Annotated in this window: 11 protein-coding genes; 3 read left to right on the forward strand and 8 right to left on the reverse strand. The window is 59.6% G+C overall.

Going from position 1 to position 16,500, the window contains the following annotated elements; genetic code table 11:
- The first annotated feature begins 37 nt into the window (after positions 1 to 37).
- Complete coding sequence (locus AWB64_RS16040) at positions 38 to 1,627, forward strand: lipase family protein (protein ID WP_060856422.1); 1,590 nt, start codon at positions 38 to 40, stop codon at positions 1,625 to 1,627.
- Between the two features lie 45 nt (positions 1,628 to 1,672).
- On the opposite strand, the gene AWB64_RS16045 is transcribed toward AWB64_RS16040, so the two are convergent.
- Complete coding sequence (locus AWB64_RS16045) at positions 1,673 to 3,049, reverse strand: undecaprenyl-phosphate glucose phosphotransferase (protein WP_060856423.1); 1,377 nt, start codon at positions 3,047 to 3,049, stop codon at positions 1,673 to 1,675.
- A gap of 31 nt (positions 3,050 to 3,080) precedes the next feature.
- Entirely contained in the window at positions 3,081 to 4,595 is a 1,515-nt protein-coding gene (locus AWB64_RS16050; protein ID WP_082850513.1) for a mannose-1-phosphate guanylyltransferase/mannose-6-phosphate isomerase, read from the reverse strand.
- 1,185 nt (positions 4,596 to 5,780) lie between these two features.
- Here AWB64_RS16050 and AWB64_RS16055 point away from each other — a divergent pair.
- Both AWB64_RS16055 and AWB64_RS16060 read left to right on the forward strand, forming a co-directional pair.
- Positions 5,781 to 6,989 carry an O-antigen ligase family protein gene (locus AWB64_RS16055; protein WP_060856424.1) on the forward strand — a complete coding sequence of 403 codons (1,209 nt, stop codon included), beginning with the start codon at positions 5,781 to 5,783 and terminating at the stop codon, positions 6,987 to 6,989.
- A 104-nt stretch (positions 6,990 to 7,093) separates the two neighbouring features.
- Positions 7,094 to 7,684, forward strand: a complete 591-nt coding sequence (locus AWB64_RS16060; protein WP_060856425.1) for a phosphatase PAP2 family protein — start codon at positions 7,094 to 7,096, stop codon at positions 7,682 to 7,684.
- 34 nt (positions 7,685 to 7,718) lie between these two features.
- Here the strand turns inward: AWB64_RS16060 and AWB64_RS16065 are convergent, their stop codons facing one another.
- From AWB64_RS16065 to AWB64_RS16090, 6 genes are all read right to left on the reverse strand, one after another.
- Positions 7,719 to 8,906 (reverse strand): glycosyltransferase family 4 protein, encoded by a 1,188-nt coding sequence (locus AWB64_RS16065; protein ID WP_060856426.1) that lies wholly within the window; start codon positions 8,904 to 8,906, stop codon positions 7,719 to 7,721.
- A gap of 147 nt (positions 8,907 to 9,053) precedes the next feature.
- Positions 9,054 to 10,364: a lipopolysaccharide biosynthesis protein gene (locus AWB64_RS16070; protein WP_060856427.1), complete on the reverse strand. Its 1,311-nt coding sequence runs from the start codon at positions 10,362 to 10,364 to the stop codon at positions 9,054 to 9,056.
- A gap of 21 nt (positions 10,365 to 10,385) precedes the next feature.
- Positions 10,386 to 11,396, reverse strand: a complete 1,011-nt coding sequence (locus AWB64_RS16075) for a glycosyltransferase family 2 protein (RefSeq protein ID WP_060856428.1) — start codon at positions 11,394 to 11,396, stop codon at positions 10,386 to 10,388.
- Positions 11,397 to 11,434: 38 nt separating this feature from the next.
- A complete protein-coding gene (locus AWB64_RS16080; protein WP_060856429.1) occupies positions 11,435 to 12,868 on the reverse strand; it encodes a hypothetical protein in 1,434 nt (477 codons plus the stop codon).
- Positions 12,869 to 12,898: 30 nt separating this feature from the next.
- On the reverse strand, positions 12,899 to 14,023 hold the full coding sequence (locus tag AWB64_RS16085) for a glycosyltransferase family 4 protein (RefSeq protein WP_060856430.1): 1,125 nt from the start codon (positions 14,021 to 14,023) through the stop codon (positions 12,899 to 12,901).
- Between the two features lie 62 nt (positions 14,024 to 14,085).
- Complete coding sequence (locus AWB64_RS16090; RefSeq protein WP_244164083.1) at positions 14,086 to 16,404, reverse strand: polysaccharide biosynthesis tyrosine autokinase; 2,319 nt, start codon at positions 16,402 to 16,404, stop codon at positions 14,086 to 14,088.
- Between the last annotated feature and the right edge of the window lie 96 nt (positions 16,405 to 16,500).

The following is a 16,500-nucleotide window of genomic DNA, read 5'->3' on the forward strand; positions in this document are numbered from 1 at the left end:
CGACCGTCTTACACGTGAAAACGAACACGGAGACGTCATGCCCAATCGATATCCCATCATCTACATTCGCGGTTACGCCATGACCGTGTCGGAACGAAACGATACGGCCGCGGACCCTTTCTGCGGCTTCAACGTAGGGTCCACGCTATACCGCGCCACAGGCTCGACGGACAGGCATCCCGCGAAATTCGTGTTCGAGTCGCCACTTGTCAGGCTTGCGTCTGAGTATCAATACCAGCATGTCTATCAGGACGGATACGACATCATGGACCCCGACTGGTCGCCGCCGCGTGACGACGCGGGGAATACGATCCCCGGAATCCCGGCTTCATCGATCATCATCTACCGCTATTACGACGACGGCTCGGCGCTGCTGGGCGACGGCAAGTCCCGAAAGGTCGAGGTCTATGCCCAAGGCCTGAACGACCTGCTACTGAGGGTGAAGGAGCTTGTGCTGCAGCATCGGCCGGCCGACGGCAGCCCGCCCATGACGGACAAGGACTTCAAGTATTACCTTGTCGCCCACTCCATGGGCGGCCTCGTGGCGCGCGCGTTCCTGCACAGCACAAGCAGCGGGTTCCAAGAGATGCGCGAAGCCGCGGACAAGTTCTTTACCTTCGCCACGCCGCACAACGGCATTGACGTCCTCGGCATCAACGTCCCGTCATGGCTGACCCTTGAACAACAGAACACGTTCAACCGCGCGGAGATGACGACCTACCTGAACCTGCAGCAGATATCGCCCCAGTTCAACGGCCGCGTCGACCTTATTCCGCAAAGCGCCATGCCTTCGGACCGGATCTTTTGCATGGTCGGGACGAATCGCGGCGACTACGAGGTGTTGCAAGGCGTTGTCCGCGCGTTTGTTGGCGACGGCAGCGACGGACTCGTGCGCGTCGACAATGCATCCCTTTGGGGTGTCGACGACAACATGGCAACGAAGCAAGTCGCAACCAACTATGCATTTCGTTCGCACTCCGGATATTTTGGCATTGTCAATTCGGAGGAGGCATACCAGAATCTGGTGAGGTTCTTGTTCGGCGACGTCCGTGTCGATATCTGGGCCGACATAGACAGTGTCACCCTGCCGGATGCTCTCGTGTCACAGGCGTCCGATGTCACCGCGCTGTATCAGTTCGAAATCTGCGCGTCGCCAAAAGGCAAGCGCTGGTTCCTCACGCGGCGAAAGTCCGTGGAAGACTCGCCCGCCGTTCGGTCGCATGCGCAATTGACCGGCACCAACGCGATCGCAAAAAAGGTCTATCTGGGAAGCGTGTTTCTTGCAAAGAAGTCGCGGGTTGACCGTAGTTCGTCAACACTTTCGTACGCGATGATCTTCGCCGCCAAGGTCCCCGACTATGAAATCAACAAGCGCTTTTGGCCCGACGGACATTTCGAAGGTGCGGACCTGTTTCAGGGGAACGCAATCGTGCGAGTCACGCCGCCGCCCGCCGGTGCGCCCGCCGGTCCGTGGACGGTCGAGTATGGCTGGGCCAACAGCACGACCCAGACAACCGCAATCGACTTCACGCAGGGAACGCCGCCGGATATTACTATTCCGTTCGCCAGCGTCGGCACGCCGGGAATCAAAGGCGCGCTGCGCATGGTAGTCCGGCCCTGGTCCTGAAGAGAAAGAGGGACCGCCGCGCGGCCCCTCTTTCAAGCATGTCCGTCAATAAGCGTTCGAGTGGCGCAGGCCCTTGAACACCGTTGCCGCGATGATCTTCATGTCGAGGCCGAAAGACCAGTTCCCGAGGTAATACAGATCGTGCGCCACGCGTCCTTCCATCTTTTCGATGCGATCCGTTTCGCCGCGAAAGCCGTTGACCTGAGCCCAGCCTGTGATGCCCGGCTTGATCCGGTAGCGATGGATATAACCCGACACGACTTTCTGGTAAAGATCGTCGTGCTCAAGCGCATGCGGCCGCGGCCCCACCACCGACATGTCGCCGCGCAGCACATTGAAGAACTGCGGCAGCTCATCCAGGCTCGTGCGCCGCAGGAAGGCACCGACGCGCGTAATGCGCGGATCGCCGCGCGTGGCCTGCTCCAGAACACCTTCTTTCTGCACATGCTGGCGCATGGAGCGGAACTTGTAGATGTTGAAGACCTGGCCATCGGCGCCCTTGCGGCGTTGCGTGAAGAACACCGGACCGGGCGAACTGAGCTTCACGGCGATAGCGCACGCAATCATGATCGGCGACACAGCGAGCAAAGCCCCCGCTGCGAAGATCCGGTCGAAGATTTCCTTTTGCATCAGCGCATTCGGCGGCAGCGGCGAGGCAGCAAGGTTGATCGTCGGCACACCGAGAAGACTCGTCACGCTGCCTTCGAATAACGAAAGCGCGCGCACGTCGGGCATGAAACGGATGTTGACGAGGTCGTTGCGAAACTCATCGACAAGCTTCAGTATCGTGCGCTCTTCGGTGAGCGGCAACGCGAGCCAGACTTCCGCCACGTTCTGCGTGCGGACATAATTGGCGAACGCTTCGTGGTCTTCGAACACCGGCACGCGGGTGTTCGTCTTCGTGGCTGCCTGCACGTTGTATGCGGCCGTTGCGCGAAACCCGGCGGCCGGCGCCGTATCGATCTTGCGAATGATCGCATCGCAATGATCGCCAATACCGGCGACCGCGACCTGCGACAGGTTCAACCCGGCATGGCGAACCCGTCCCAGCACGGTATGCGTCACCATGCGCCCCGCGATCATTGCCGCACCCGCTATCCCGGTCCAGTAAGCGAACCAGAGCCGCGAGACAAAGTCGATGCGATGCAGCGAGAACATCAGCGCCATTGCACACACCTGCACGATCAGCCAGCTCAGTGCGACCTGTCCGGCAAGCGCGCTCTTCGAGCGCCCCCGCCATGACTCGTACACGCCAAACGCCGGAAACACGGCAAGCGAAAACGCGGCGGCGAAAGCCACGAATGCCAGATAGAAACTACGTTGCGAGACGTCGTCGAAACGAATCTGCGACGCGACGAGCGCACCGCCCACGATCATCGAAACGTCGAACAGCCTCGCCAGTAGCTTGCTTATTCCACGCATGTTCTTCTCCCCGAACGAATCTGTTTCTGGCTTAACTACGGCCATACTTGTCGTCAAATCTGACGATGTCGTCTTCGCCAAGGTAAGTGCCCGATTGCACTTCAATGATTTCGAGCGGCACGCGGCCCGGGTTTTCAAGCCGGTGCTTCACGCCCAGCGGGATATAGACCGATTCGTTTTCGCTCAGGAGAATTTCTTCTTCGCCACGCGTGACGAGCGCGGTTCCGCTCACTACGACCCAATGCTCGGCGCGATGATGATGCATCTGCAGCGACAGGCGCGCGCCCGGATTCACCACGATGCGTTTGACCTGAAAACGCGGACCATTGTCGATGGAATCGTAGAAGCCCCACGGACGACGCACCTTCCTGTGCATGTCGGCTTCCGGTGACTTCGCCAGCTTGATGCGCGACACAAGGCCTTTGATGTCCTGCACGCGCGAGCGATCAGCCACGAGCACGGCGTCGTCGGTTTCGACCACGATCAGGTTGTTGGTGCCCACGCATGCCACCAGCCTGCCGCCTTCCGAACGCGCATAACTTGCAGTCGCACCTTCGAACAGCACGCGGCCGCTTCCCACGTTGCCGTCTTCGTCCTTCTCCATCGCGTCGCACACGGCGTCCCACGAACCGAGATCGGACCACCCTGCTTCAAGCGGCACGACCACGCCCTTGAACGGCGAGCCCGGCTTGCCAAGATGCTCCATCACGGCATAGTCGATGGAGTCCGACGGCGACGTGGCGAACGCGCTTGCGTTGGGGCGGAAGTATTCGTCGGAACGGGTTGCCTGCTTGAACGACGCCGCGCATGCGGCATGCATTTCCGGCTGAAGCTGTTCGAGTGCAGCGAGCCACACCGACGCGCGCACGATGAAGATGCCGCTGTTCCACCAGTAGTTGCCCGATGCAACATATTGCCCGGCAAGCTCGGCTGCAGGCTTCTCGACAAAGCGCTCGATCATGTGCGCGCCGTGATCGAGCGGCGCGCCAAGGCGGATGTAACCGAAGCCGGTGTCAGGGCGTGTTGGCGGAATGCCGAGCGTTGCGATCTCGCCCGCTTGCGCGTGACGTGCGGCAATATCGATAGCGCTGTGAAGCGCTGCAAGGTCCGCTATGGCGTGATCCGCCGGCATTGCGACGAGGATTGCATCCTCGCCGTCGGCACACGCCGCCAGCGCGGCAAGCGTAAGCGCTGGCGCTGTGTCGCGGCGTGCGGGCTCAACAACGATTCGCGCCGTCACGCCAATGGAACGAACCTGCTCGGCGGTCGCAAACCGGTGATCCTCGCCACACACGATAACCGGGTCGGCCGCGACTTCCCAACCTGCCGGGAAGCCTTTCATACGCGTCACGGTGGCTTGCAACAACGACTCGTCGCCAACCACGCCAATCAGTTGCTTCGGAAAATGTTCACGCGACACAGGCCACAAACGCGTGCCCGAACCGCCCGCAAGAATCACTTGTATGAGACGGCGGCAATCCATTGCCGTGCCTTCGACAACCGTTGCGCCAGCGGCATCGTCGATACCCAACTTCAGCTTGTCCATTTTCAGATTCCTCGTGCTTGAGCCCGTTGACGGGCGTTTCTCTGCGTGCCAACTATTTCGGCGCGATGAAAATGCGTAAATAATTTCCGCTTGATCCGCGAATTCGCTGCGGCGCGGAGACTTGCCGTCGCGCATTGGAAAATGCGAATCGGCAGGTCATGCGTCTCCTGGCTTGATCAAGTTGGATCGTGCCGTTGTTGTCGACTGGACGCGCTCGCTCTAATGTCTAAAGGAGCGCGAAACGTACGCGAACCAGCACCTGACAATGCACCGGCTGCGCCCGAATTTTTGGCAGCGCGGATTGGCCAACCAAGGCCGCGCTTAAGGTTTAAAGAAGGAGCGCGAGGCCGGGCGTCATTCCCAAGTCCATTCGCTCGCTCAGACTTTCCTGACAGTTGACCAAGACGTTGCTCGAAGACTGCGATACAAAACGGCTAGCTGGCGGCCCCTGGCGTTGCGCAATAAAGCCCTGCAGAGAAGAAGAAAACCGGGACGACTGAATTTGCAAAACAGGGCGGAGTAGAACTTAAAGGTTGGCGGGACCAGGCATCAACCACCCTCTCGCATCGGCTAGCCTAAGAAAACAGCGTTTGAAAAAGCGTGCTCGATGAACAGGATCATATGCAGACTAAATGGCATTAGGGTTTTCCTGGCGCAAAGCGATGAGATTTTGGCGCGGGATCCATGGTCTTGCTTAGCGCATCTTCAAGCCTGTTTTTGCCAGGCAGCGCGAACACGTCAGCATTGCTGATAATGTGACAGGGTGTTAATGGAATACTCTCTGATTTACCTGTCGAATATTACGTTTAGTAGCATTATATAAAGTCGAAACAGCAAAGTTTCTATTTTCACCACGCGAATCTATTGCTAAAAATCGCCGGACTGAAAACCCCGAGCAATGCGTGCGTATGTCATGCGCGCAGGCGACAATCGCTCTCCTTCGCCAAAACATCTGTTTAATACGCCGCCGCGCGCCGATGAATCGAACGTATGCGCGCCTGGCGTCTCAAACAGAGTCCGCCAAGACCCCACGTTTTAATTGATCTGCCCCACACGGCACCTGGCACCAGTAAAATTCAGCACGAGCGCACGACTTGCATCGCGTGTTCTTCACATCGCTTGACGACCTTGGCTTGAACGGCCGTCAATGAACGGCCGTGCGCCGTCTACACAAAGGGACCCGCAATGGCTTACATAACGCTGCTGGCGTTATTTCTTACCGTCACCAACCTCGTGCCAATCAGCGCCGTGGGATTGCTGCCCATATTCCTGTGCGGCTGGCGCTTTTTTGGCAGGAGCTATCCGCGGTTCATGACGCCGCTGCTCGCGTTCACGGCGCTCGCCGTGATCTCGACAATGCTGTACGACCCAGGCTCTCTCGTCACATTCGAGTTCTACCGGCGGGATGGCAACTTCTTTATTTCCTATGCACCCATCCTCGCGGGCTGCCTGTATGTTCATCGCTGGGATCTGAACAAGGTCTTGCGCACGTTCTACACGTTCGCGATAGTGCTGAATATTCCGCTCTACCTGTACTACATCGCGCAAAGCGGCCTGCTGGGCATTTTCACAAACCCGGACCTGAGCTTTGGCAGTTACTTCATTGCTCGCAATGCGGCGGGGGGATTCCTTGCCATGTTGTTTTGCCTTGGCCTCGCCTGCTACCTGCAACAACGCAGCAAGCTGCTTCTGGCAATGCTTGGGTTCAACCTGCTGATGCTGTTTTCCACATATAGCCGGGGGTCGTTGCTGGGCGCCGTGGCGGTTCTGCCGTATCTGTTTTTCGGGCGCAAGCGCTGGTGTCTCGCCACGCTTATGGTGGGCCTTCTGGCCGGTTCGATTGCCATGGCGATCCATAACACCGATCCCACGGTCAATTACATGGGCTACACATTCACTATCGCAAATGCCGACGCCAAGGTCGCGAACCTCAACATCCGCTATGAATGGCTGTGGCCGCGCGCCCTCAAGTATTTCGAGCAGAGCCCGATCATCGGCCTGGGTTTTGGTTCGTTCGACGACCAGATTCACACCGTGACCTCGTACTTCGGACTGTTCGGCATTCCGTCGGGAATCACAGTCGAACATAGTGATTCACATGCTCACAACTCGTATCTGAATTTTCTCGCCGAAACTGGCATAGTCGGGCTTACGCTCATGCTGGCGTTCTACTGGCGACTCATCCAGTGGGCCAAGGACGGCGCTGCGGCTTCGGCCATTGCTGCGCGAGGCGTGAATTTCACCGGCTTCAGATTCGTCGAGTTGTCGGCTATTTGTTTGCTCGTCATGGCCGCGACGGAGCACCGGCTGGTGTCGCCGTCGAACGTGCTGATCCTTTCGCTCGTGGTGTCGTTGCTGCTGGCCTGGCGTCCGCCAGCACGCTATTCAATGTAATTGCGCACTATCCGGTTGCCGGCCGTCTCCACTGTAAAAGACGGCCGGAAGCCGCTACCTTTGCTTCGGCTTGACGCCGGCAAATACAAGGACGATTTGATTTTATGTGGCCTGTGTTCACTAACATCGGCGATGCCGCCATGACGCTGCCCGCTGCATTCATCTGTGCAGTGTGGATCGCGAAGTCGGACATGCGGCTGGCCTTTCGCTGGGCGCTGGCGCTCGCACTCGGCATGGCGCTGGTTGGCGTAACCAAGATACTGTACGCGGGTTGGGACGTCTCGTTTCCCGCTGCGGATTTTCGCGTCATCAGCGGACACGCAATGCTGTCAACGTCCGTATGGACCGTGACCTTCGCCTTGCTGCTGAGAAGCTGGCGTCTGCCGCCCGCTCTTGGCATTGTCGCGGGCTTGCTGCTCGGCGTATTCACCGGACTCGCGCGAGTTCATGACCAATCGCATTCGTTATCGGAAGTCGTGATCGGCTGGGCGCTCGGCGCGGTGGTGGCGGCAGTGGTCTTGCGAAGCGCGTGGCGCGTGCAAACGCAGCGCTTTAGTCCCGTCGGCGCGACGGCAATCCTGTTGTTCGTCTCAGTGTTAACCTACGGACATACGGCGCCTTTCGAACGCCTGATCGATGCTCACTCGGCCGGACTTCATAATCGCTTTGCAGCCAACATCGCGCGGTTTTTCTGATCGCGCGACTTGACCAACAAGCGCGAACGCCGGTCTATCCGTAGTCCGCCAGCGAATGTTCTTCGACCGGCTCGATGTCTTTTACCGGATAGAGGAACGGCACGTCGGGACGGGCACGCGGCAGCTTCGCATCGATAAAATCCACGAGCTTCGCCTTGAAGTTCTCCGCCGAGAATTGCTCCGCATTCCTTCTGCATTGCCGCGGATCGAACAGACTCGCATGGGTTTCGAACTGGCTGACGGCGGCCAACAGGGACTCCGTTGTCTGTTCACGGAAGAATACGCCGGTTGGCCGCTCCCGCGGAAGACCAATGACGGATTCAAGCGCCCCGCCCTTGCCGAATGCAATGACCGGCGTGCCGCACGCTTGCGCCTCGACAATCGAAATACCAAAGTCTTCTTCCGCGGCAAACACAAACGCACGTGCACGGCGCAAGTGGTCGAGCAGGACTTCGAACGACTGATAGCCGAGGATCGTGACATTCTCCCCCGCGATGGCCCGAATGCGTTTCATCTCGGGACCGTCGCCAATCACGACCAGCTTGCGCTCGGGCGTCTGCGAGAACGCCTTCACGATCAAGTCGATGCGCTTATAAGGCACCATGCGGGACGCTGTCACGTAGAAGTCGTCTTTCTCCGTGCACAAGGTCATGCCCTTGAAATCGACGGGTGGATAAAGCACCGTTGCATCGCGCTGATAAGCCTTCTTGATGCGTCTCGCAATGAACTGCGAGTTCGCCAGGAGATAGTCCACGCCATTGGCCGAACGCGCGTCCCAACCGCGAATGTAATGCAGCAGCACGCGCGCCATCACCGACTTCATGCCATTGGCCAAGCCTGATTCGCGCAAGTACTGATGCTGCAAATCCCATGCATAGCGAATGGGCGAATGCACATAGCTGACATGCATCTGGTCCGGACCGGTCAGCACCCCTTTGGCCACGGCGTGCGAACTCGAAATAACGAGGTCATAGCCGGATAGGTCGAGTTGTTCGATGGCAAGCGGCATCAGCGGCAGATATCCGCGATACCGCTTTTTGGCAAATGGCAGCTTCTGGATAAACGATGTCTTGACCGTCTTGCCTCTCAGGCAGGCGCGGTCCTCCAGGAAATCGACAAGCGCAAAAACATCGGCTTGCGGATAGCATTCAATGATGTGCTGGAGCACTTTTTCAGCGCCACCCGACACCACCAGCCAGTCGTGAACAATAGCAACTTTCACTTCTACCTCCTGTACGTTTAAGGCCGCAAGCGCCTCTGGATGCGCCGTTGTTTCCGGGTCATGCAAAGCGTGACGAAGAAGGCGCCCTGTGGGGCTTTACGCCGGGCGCAAACCGCAACGCGACGACGACGGATTCGAACCTGTGACTCATTCCTTGCCGCTGACCTGCGTGCGCGGACCAAAGGCGGTTCGGAACGCTGAAAGCGCGCGGGCCGAACCCGGCAGCAGCGCCGTCATGTCCGAACGAACCATCAGGCCCATGAGCATTGCGGAAAGCGTGGCTTCTCCAATCACGCGCGCAAACGCCATACCGATAGCGCCGTAATGCGGTGCGAGAAACAGCGCGGCCGCAAGGTTGGCAAGTCCGGAAGCCAATCCTGCGATTGCAAGCAGGTGATCCTTCTTGCGCGGCACGAATACATAGAACGCGACGAACTGGTTGAAGGCCGCGAAAGGAAACATGACTGCGAGACACTGCAGCACGTGCGCGCTGGGAGTGAACGCCGCGCCGAGGATCAAAGGCAGGATGAAAGGCGACAAGGTGAGCGCGCCGCACATTGCAAGCAGCCCGTATCCCATCAGCAGGGTTGCGCCACGGCGGCTGGTGATGCGAGCGCCGTCGTTGTCGCCTTGTGAGAGTTGCCGCGAGATGGTCGGAATAAAGACTTGCGCGGCGGGACCCATCAAGCTCAGGCCGATTGTTGCGAAACGTTCGGCTGCTCCGAAGTAACCGACCTGGGGCGGCGTGGACAGCAGCGTAAGCAAATAGGTCGACGAAGCCGTCAACACAGCTGAACCCGTGGAGTAGCAAAACAACATGGTCGAGCCGCGAATCAGCGGCACAATACCGTTGAGCCGGAACCTCGGCAACCCGATATGCGCAAACGTCAGGGCGTAAGAGATTGCTGCGGAGATCGCGCCGGCGATCAGCAGACTTGCAACAACCCAAACCGAATCCGCGGGACCTCTCACTATTGAGAGAATCAGTACGAGACTCAGCGCAAAGCCGACAACTTCGAGAATGATGGGCGTACGAAAGCGCTGGCGTCCCTGGAACAGCCAGCCCAAATTAAGCGCGGACACTATGCCAAGCGCCGTTGCCAGCAGTCCCATCGCGGGCCGCTCGGACAGGGTTGGAGAACACAGCGTGGCGACAACGCCAATGACAATGCCTATTGCACACGTGAAGACGCGCGCGCTCGAATGCAGCGAGAAGACGTCATTGTGGTGACTTGCTTCATGCGACTTTGCAACATCGCGCATGCCGACAATCGTGAATCCGTAGCTCGAAAGCATCCAGATCACATTCATGAGCGACATGGCCGCCAGCACGCGGCCATATTCGGTTACGCCGAGCACCCGTCCATAAAAGGGGATGACCACAATGAGGTACAGATACCTCATCACGTATCCGCCGTAGACAAACACTAGAATCTTGGCGTTTTCTTTCTTGTCCATTCCGCTCTCTCTTAAGCTGCGTTAGCGTGCAGCCACGCGACGGCGGGCCAGCGGGTTCGCGATATATCGCACCGCGTAGTCCGACAAAGGCGCATACGGTAAAAGGCAGAGGCTCGACAACACCAGCGTGCCGACTTTTTTCTTGACGCCCCAAAACGGGTTCGCGACGATCGAATGCAGGTAGCTGTGGGACTCGCGCGTCATCCAATGCCAGCGCGCAGCTAACGGTGCGTGGTACACGCCCGAACAGAAATGCGCCTTCTCGTGAGAGAAGTCATGAAAGGAGCTCGGCAATTCCACATCAAGACGCGAGCGCGCGATTTCCTTGAGCGTCATCCAGCGCATGTTGAGTGCCTTGGGCGCCTTGGTCAGGCTTTCGGAATTTGCGAACGACACACTAGGCGCGCTCGTGTTATGCACGCGGTAAGCGCCTAATGATCTGGAAATCGTCGCGACCGGTCCAAGCAACGCCACGCCATAGATGGCATAGAAGTCGGCGCCATAGCGGTTGACGCTCGATTGCGGAACGGGAAATATCTTGCGCAGCGCGCTGACTCGATAAGCATTGCCGGACGCCGGCGGCGACGGATACAACCAGCCGCGCCTAAGCAAGCTGCCGCAGTCCGCGGGCGGCTCCGAGTGCGGCACGTGCGTACCCGTGAGCTCCCCTTCGGAACCGATCACATCCAGGCGGAATTGCACCTTCGTGTACTCGCCCTCATTGAAAGCGCGCACAACTTCCGACACCGCCGACGGATAGAGCAGGTCGTCGGAATCGAGCAGGATGGCGTAGTCGGTATCGATGATTTCGACCGCGCAGTTATAAGCGGAGACCTGGCCGCCGTTCTCCTTGAACACCGCCTCGACGCGCGATCCATAACTTTCGATGAGCGCGCGCGATCCATCGGTCGAGCCGTCGTCGATGACCACCACGCGTGTTGCCGGATAGTCCTGGCCCAGCGCCGACCCGATCGCCTGTGCAAGAAAGCGCTCGTAGTTGTAATTGCAGATGACAACGGTCACTTGTTTCATGATGCCTCTGTACGGGCTATTTATTTCGATGGGCAAAGTCATGCTGCCTGTCTCGAACTGACGACGATATACGCCAGATGTACCGGCACTTCCGGCGGCTTCCTTGGTGCTCCATTGACGTTTGCGGGAACCTTGAAACGGATATTCAGAGCGCCGCTGTCCCAGTCGAGGGCGACGTCGCTTGCAGGTGCGGCTTGCCCAGTCAGGGCATCGATAAACCTTACGTCCGGCTGGCGCGCCACCGGCGCCTTGAGCCCCGGCACCGACACCGTGCGCCAACCCGCCGGCGCGGCCACCTGAAAGACGAGGTCCTTGTCTGAATACAGCGCGCCGCCGGCAACATCCGGGCCAAACTTCAGCGGCACGGGTACAGGCGCAAGCGCACCCGGCACGGTCCGGTTCAACACAACCAATGCCCGCCCCGAGACCGTGTATTTCCGCGGGTTTCCGCGTTGCGTCAGACGGAAAGGCTCGACGCCATCCCAGTGAAAGACCATCGATACGTACTTGTCCGGGTCATCCCAGTTTCGGTCGAGCGCCCATACCGCGAAGTCAAAGAAGTACCGCGCCAGATAGTGCGGGTCTTCCATGTAGCGGTCGCCGATCTCGGTCTGCCAGATTCCGCGCGCGGGTCCGTTTCGCACGTATCGCTCGTATAAAGGATCGAGTTCCGCGACTTTCATGTAATGAATGTCGAGATAGTCGACCCAGTCGATCATGCGTGCATTGACTACGGGGCTCCTGTATTCAAGCCACTTGATGTAGGTATCCACACCGCCCTGATCCGGCCAGCCGCCATACACGATGTAGCAGCGGTACTTGCGTATGATCCGCGCAGCGGGAATATGAATACGCTCGACGTAGTCCTGCATGGCGCGGTCATACACGCCATCCTTCCCGCCCGCTGCCGGACCATGCCAGAACGTCGCCTGTTGCAGACCGCCCGACAAGCGCCCCGCCGCCTCATTCCAGATCTGGAAATAGCGCACGTTGTAAGGCGGTGCCGAATACTTCCGGACCACCGCATCGACGTACTGCGTCCACGCGTTGACATCGACTGGTGCGGATTTGGAATCGTCTGCAACCGTGGCGTTCCACCCCGGCGTATAAGCGAGCAGCAACAGCGAGCGAAAGCCGTTGCGGTTGTTGCTGAGCAGCACCGGCGGCAGGTTGCTGTCGTAACTCGGACCGGTTCTGTCGATGCGCATTGCATCGCGGGGCGAATCGGGCTGACCCGGACCCGCTACATCGCGCCCCCAGGAGATGCCCATCTGATGCCACATGGCGATGTCCGCCGGCGCGCCCGCCCAGCCATTGCTTCCGATCAACTGCGTCATGCGGCGCGTGCCGGTATCGCCCGAACGGGGAACAGCAACGGCCGTCGCAGCCACCGCGTGAAACGGCACGCTCGCCAGCGCCGCGAGCGTCTGCAACGCACGTCGCCTTGCATGGCTGTGGCGCTGCTTAAACATGGGCCCACTCCGGATACGGACTCATTGGGCTTAGCCTGCGGACGTGCGGGGCGAGAGGTTGAACGGACGCCGGTTAGCTTCGTCCTGCAGGATCGCAAGCAAGTCACGCGCCGCGCGATCCCAGCGAAATTCGCGCGCGTGCAGCAAGCCGATCTCGCGATAATGCTGGCGCAACTGGCTGTCGCTCATCATGAGCGACACCTTCTGCGCAATGTCGTCGGCGGAGGTTGCATCGCAATACATGACCGCTTGCCCGCAGGCTTCGGGAATCGACGCATGCGTGGACGCAATCACGGGACAACCGCAATACATGGCCTCGAGCGGCGGCAATCCGAATCCTTCGTACAGCGATGGAAAAATCAGGCAGGCGGCGCTTTCATAAAGTGCCTTCAATTCGCCGTCGGATACGAAGCCCGCCCATATGATCCGCTGGTCCTCGGCCGCCGCGTCGAGCGCGGCGCTGCTCGCCGCCTTGAACACGCGCGAGTTCTTGCCGCCGGCAATCACGAACTTCAGGTTCGGCAAATGCCCAAGCTGCTTGATGGCTTCGAGCGCGCGCTGAAGGTTCTTGCGCGGGTCGAGGCTGCCCACGATCACGCAATACGAATCCTTCGTTAACCGCAAACGGTCGATGACCGCCGGGTCGGAAGCAATGCGGTCGAGATGATCCGCGCCGGGAGGCAGGACGACCACACGCGACTTGTCGATCTTCATGTGATGACAGATCCGCTCTTGCGAGAAGGTCGAGATGGTCAGGATCAGCGGTTCGAGGCGCGGCAGTATCGAAAACCGCAGCTTGTACCAGAGCAGGAATTTCTTGGAGAACGCTTCGGGCACGTCGAAGACGGCCATGTCGTGAACCATCACGATCTGCCTGCGCTTGAAGAGCGGATTCGTATTGCACAGGTTGACGAGCGTTGTTCTTCTCGATGCGATCGGCAGCGTGATCTGTTCCCAGAGATTCCCGCGGAACCATGGAAAACGCCGCTGGCGCTTGAGAAGCGTGCCAGGGGCCACTGCGTCCTGCGGCACGAACACTTCAAGCTCCTTGCCCGGCGTTCCACGCATCTGCATTGCCCGTGTCAATTCAAAAGCAACACGCTGTACGCCGGTGATTCTTTGCGACGTGAACTTCCCATTGATTGCTATGGCCATTGCACTTTCCCTTGAACGATGTAGCGCGCTCCCGGCGTGGGCGCGCTGATGAAGCAGCGAACTCAGTGAACCGTCTCTACGTCACCGTGGTCGCTCGCATAGTTCGTGGCATAGCCATAGCCGCGGTTGCTTCGGCGAAGCGGTATTCCGTTGAAAACCGCACCCGCGATCCGCCCTTCGGCACGCGCGAGCTTCCTGACCGTATCGGCGATTTCTTCCTCGCTTTGCATGCCCGAGCGCAGCACCAGCAGCGACGAACCCGCTTCGCTGGCAATGATCGAGGCATCGGTCACCGCGAGGAACGGGGGCGTGTCCACGATCACGAGATCGAACTGCTTGCCGAGCCGGTCCAGCAGGTCCCTGAACCCCTGCTGCATGAGCAGGGCTGCCGGGTTGGCCGGACGCGTGCCGCATGAAATGAACGACACACCTTCCACGCCCACGTGGCGCAACGCATTACGCACCGGCATGCGGTTGGACAGCACTTCGGACAGGCCGCCCCGGTTGCGCTGCTTGAAGAACGACGCAAGGTGACCACGGCGCATGTCTGCGTCGATGAGAAGAACCCGTGCGCCGGTCTCGGCATGCAGCACCGCGAGATTCGCCGCGACGAAGCTCTTTCCCGCCGATGGCGTGGGACCGGTGACCATCACGATGTTGTTCGGTGCATGAGCGAGATCGCGCGTCAGCGCGGTGCGCACTGCACGCAGCGCCTCGACAGACGGGTCGTGCGGAAAGCGCGCGGCAAGCACCCTGCTGCCAACGCCATCCAGCGTGCCGGCGTCGCTGAAGTCTCCTACCGGCTCAGCACGCGGAAACGGCAGCCCAGGTTTCAGGACAGGTGGCAGCGCCTTCTTGGGCACGCCCGCACTGCTGGGATCGAGCCGCATCTGTTGCTGGCTGAACAGTACCTCGCCGAGGACCGGCACACTCAGACGGCGCTCCACGTAGCGAGGGTCCGTCACGCCGATCATCACGTGGCGGCGCATGAAGACGAGGAACACGCCGGTGAGCAATCCGAGCACCACGCCGCCGCCGAGTACCACGGGGCGATTCGGCTTGACCGGACGATGCGGCCGCACGGCGGAGTCGACCACATGCGCGCCGCCCGAGGTACTCGCGCGCCGCACAGTCAGTTGTTCGGCCTTCTGGACCATGCCAAGGTAGATTGTTTCAGCGACCTTCTGCGCGCGGATCAGGTCGACGCTTTCGCGCTCGGAGGTCGGCATGCTGCGAAAACGTCCGTCGAATTCACCCTTCGCCTTGTTCAGTTGGGCGAGTTGCGTATCGATGTTCTGCACCCAGCGGCTAGTCGGCGTGAAGCGCTCCAATAATTGCGTGCGTTGCAATTGAAGCGAAGCGATCTGGCGATCGAAATCGATACCGCCCTGAAGGAACGACTGCGCTTCTGCCGTAGGTTGCATCGAGTTGGAGGTCGACCGGTAGCTCTTCAACGCCTCTTCAGCCTTGCGCAAATCGGCCAGCAGACGCGGGAGTTCTCCATTGATGAACGCGAGCGTCTTTGTGTCGTTGGATTGCCGGCTTGCAATCGCCGTTGCGAGATATTGCTCGGCAAGCGCGTTGGTGACCTCGGTCGCCTTCGCGGGGCTCTTGTCCGTGTATTCGATTTCTATCAGGCCGGAGTCCTTGACCTTGTCGCTGACTTTCACGGTATTGGCGAAGCGCTTGACGGCGTCGAGGTCATTCCAGCGAATCACTTCAAACGACGTACCGGGACGCGCATCCAGTTGCTTCAACACGATCGAGACGCCGTTCGCGCTTGCGGGAACTCCCACCATGCCGCTGACCAGCAACTCATTCGATGGGCCACGCAGTTCATACCGGCCGCCATCGAGCGCGATGAGCTTGAGCTTCTCTTCTTCCAGGTTCTGCGGAACATCGAGGCTGCCCACCTGCACACGCTCGCCACCCCAGGCAAAGGACTTGAGCCCGAGCCACGGCTTCGACGGTTCGCCTGGCGTCGCAAATTTTTCCGCGATGTCGCCGAGAAGCGGGAACATGTGCGGCGTGACCGAGACGTCGAACCGGTATTTTTCGATCACGGGCTCAAGCACGGAGCGGCTGCGCATCACGGCCATTTCTTCGCTCGGAGCGGGCGCGGGTGGCGGCAACGTTTCCTGATTCTGCAGCGCGATACCCAACTGGTTCTGCTCTGGCGGGTCCACACGGATGAGCACGTCGGCAGAGTAGATCGGAGGCGCAATGAAGATGTAGGCCACCGCTAACGCGACGACAACAACCGTCGCGACCAGGATCTCCCAGATGTGATCCCGCATCAGGTTGATCATGTCCTTGGCGCTGAGCTGCCCGCGCTCGTGATCTGCGGACGGTGATAGCGAATTTGAAGGGTAGTAATCCACCGGCGTATTCCTTCGATGTTCAATGTATGTCGCGACCGTGCGGCGAGGGCGCCGCTGCCGGGTATTGCCGCACGACTTCGCGGCCCGCTGAATGGT

The organism is Caballeronia sordidicola (genome assembly GCF_001544455.2).
Taxonomy (GTDB): Bacteria; Pseudomonadota; Gammaproteobacteria; order Burkholderiales; family Burkholderiaceae; genus Caballeronia; species Caballeronia sordidicola.